A 2,084-nucleotide genomic window follows, 5' to 3' on the forward strand; every position below is an offset into this window, starting at 1 on the left:
GTTATTTGATTCCTCCGAAGCTCGTTTGTAGACGCTCTACATCCCAGAAACGTGGAACGACTTTGTTCCGTCGCCAAACGACCGTGTCTTCGGGCGTTCGATCAGTTGGCGGTGGTCGTCTCGCCTGGCTCGGACTCGGAGCGATCGGTCACGCCGTGACACAGCGCGTCACCGGTCTTCGCGTCGAAGAGGTGAAGCTTCGACCGGTCGAGAACGACCTCGAGGTCCTGGTCTGCACGAATCTCGGTGTCGGGCGTGACGCTCATCAGCAGTTGGCCGGCGGCCGTCGCCGGCTTCTCGGCCATCGACCGTCCCGCGTCCTCGGCCAGCAAGAGGTAAACGAAGACCTCGTCGCCCATCGGCTCGAGTACGTCGGTCCGGGCGTCGATCGGAGCAGTCGCTCCGGGGAGGTCGTCGGCTGCCGTCACGAGATGGACGTCCTCCGGTCTGATGCCGAGAGTGATGGCGTCCCCAACTGCTGTGCTCGGAATTTCGCCGGGATCGAGATCGACCCGAAAGTTGTCGGTCACGATGCCGTCCGCGAGGAGTTCTCCCTGGAGGAAGTTCATCGAAGGCGAGCCGATGAAGCCGGCGACAAACCGGTTCGCGGGTCGATTGTAACACTCCAGCGGGGGCGCGATCTGCTGAAGTCGCCCCTCGTTCAAGACGGCGATCCGATCGGACATCGTCATCGCCTCGGCCTGATCGTGCGTGACGTAGATGATCGTCGTCCCGAGTTCGCGGTGGAGTCGCTGGAGTTCGGTGCGCATGTGGACGCGCAGTTTCGCGTCCAGATTGGCGAGGGGCTCGTCCATCAGGAACACGTCCGGGTTGCGGACGATCGCGCGGGCGATCGCCACCCGCTGGCGCTGGCCGCCCGACAGCTCGCTGGGCATCCGATCGAGCAACCCCTCGAGTTGCACGATATCGGCCGCTTGCTCGACCCGGCGGCGAATCTCGTCGTCGCTGCATGTCCGCAGCCGGAGGCCGAACGAGACGTTTTCGAAGACGTCCATGTGGGGAAACAGGGCGATGTTCTGGAACACCATCGCCACGCCACGGTCTTTCGGTGCGAGCGTCGTGACATCGTCGTCCCCGATGTAGACGCGGCCGTCGCTCGGTCGGGTGAGTCCCGCGACGGTTTCCATCGTCGTCGACTTCCCACAGCCCGACGGACCGACGAAGGTGACGAACTCGCCGTCCTCGATCTCGAGACTGACGTCGTCGACGGCCGTGACGTCTTCGTAGCGTTTCGTGACGTGTTCGAGTGTGACTCGTGCCATAGTCTGGTGTCGGTCGTTATTCCTTGAGTGCGCCCGCGGTCAGTCCGCTCACGATCTTTTCCTGGGCCACGATCACGAGGATCGCGACCGGGATCACCCCGATGATGCTCGAGGCGGCCATCAGGTGGTACATCACCTCGTACTGGCCCTGGTACCCGAGGATGCCCTCGAGGATCGGAGCCCAGTTTTCCGGCTGTCCGTCCGTCATCAGAAACGAGAAGAAAAACTCGTTGTAGACGGCGATGAAGGTGAGCACGCCTGCGGTCGCGACGCCGGGGGCCGACAGCGGCACGATCACGCGAACGAGCGCGCCGAGCCGCGTGGTCCCCTCGACGCGGGCCGCATCCTCGAGACCGTCCGGAATCTGAGCGTAGAACGTCGTGAGGATGAAGATCGCAAGCGGCATGAAGATCGCCGACAGCGGCAGGACCATCGCGCCGGGCGTGTTGTAGAGTGTGCCGTCGCCGGTGACCGGCTCGAGGAGGAAAAACTGCGTGTTGAACAGGTCGTTCAGCGGGATGAAAAACGCTGCCGGCGGGAAAAACGAAATGATCAGGACGAGCAGCATCATCGGCGTCTTTCCGGGGAACTCGAGGCGGCCGAAGGCGTAGCCGGCGAGGCTCGCGATGATCAACACGACGATCGTCGAGGCCGTCGCGATCACGAAGCTGTTGAAGACGTACCAGTGGAACGGCAACACCTGGAACACCTCGACGAACGCACCGGGGTTGAACCCGTTCGGCGTGAGGACGATGTCCTGCTGTCGCCCTTCCGGGGTCAGCGCGACCATGAGCAGCCAGT

The 2,084-nt window shown here is 63.3% G+C and carries 2 protein-coding genes; both read right to left on the minus strand.

The features are described 5' to 3' along the window. Positions 1-101: 101 nt before the first annotated feature. A complete protein-coding gene (locus C446_RS17050) occupies positions 102-1,283 on the minus strand; it encodes an ABC transporter ATP-binding protein (protein ID WP_006674383.1) in 1,182 nt (393 codons plus the stop codon). Between the two features lie 16 nt (positions 1,284-1,299). Then, on the minus strand, positions 1,300-2,084 hold a 785-nt coding region (locus tag C446_RS17055), incomplete at its 5' end, for a carbohydrate ABC transporter permease (RefSeq protein WP_006674384.1).

Source organism: Halobiforma nitratireducens JCM 10879 (assembly GCF_000337895.1).
In the GTDB taxonomy this organism is placed as follows: domain Archaea; phylum Halobacteriota; class Halobacteria; order Halobacteriales; family Natrialbaceae; genus Natronobacterium; species Natronobacterium nitratireducens.

Excerpts from the sequence above, each read along its gene's own strand:
- C446_RS17050 (WP_006674383.1), bottom strand. The coding sequence starts at position 1,283 with ATGGCACGAGTCACACTCGAACACGTCACGAAACGCTACGAAGACGTC.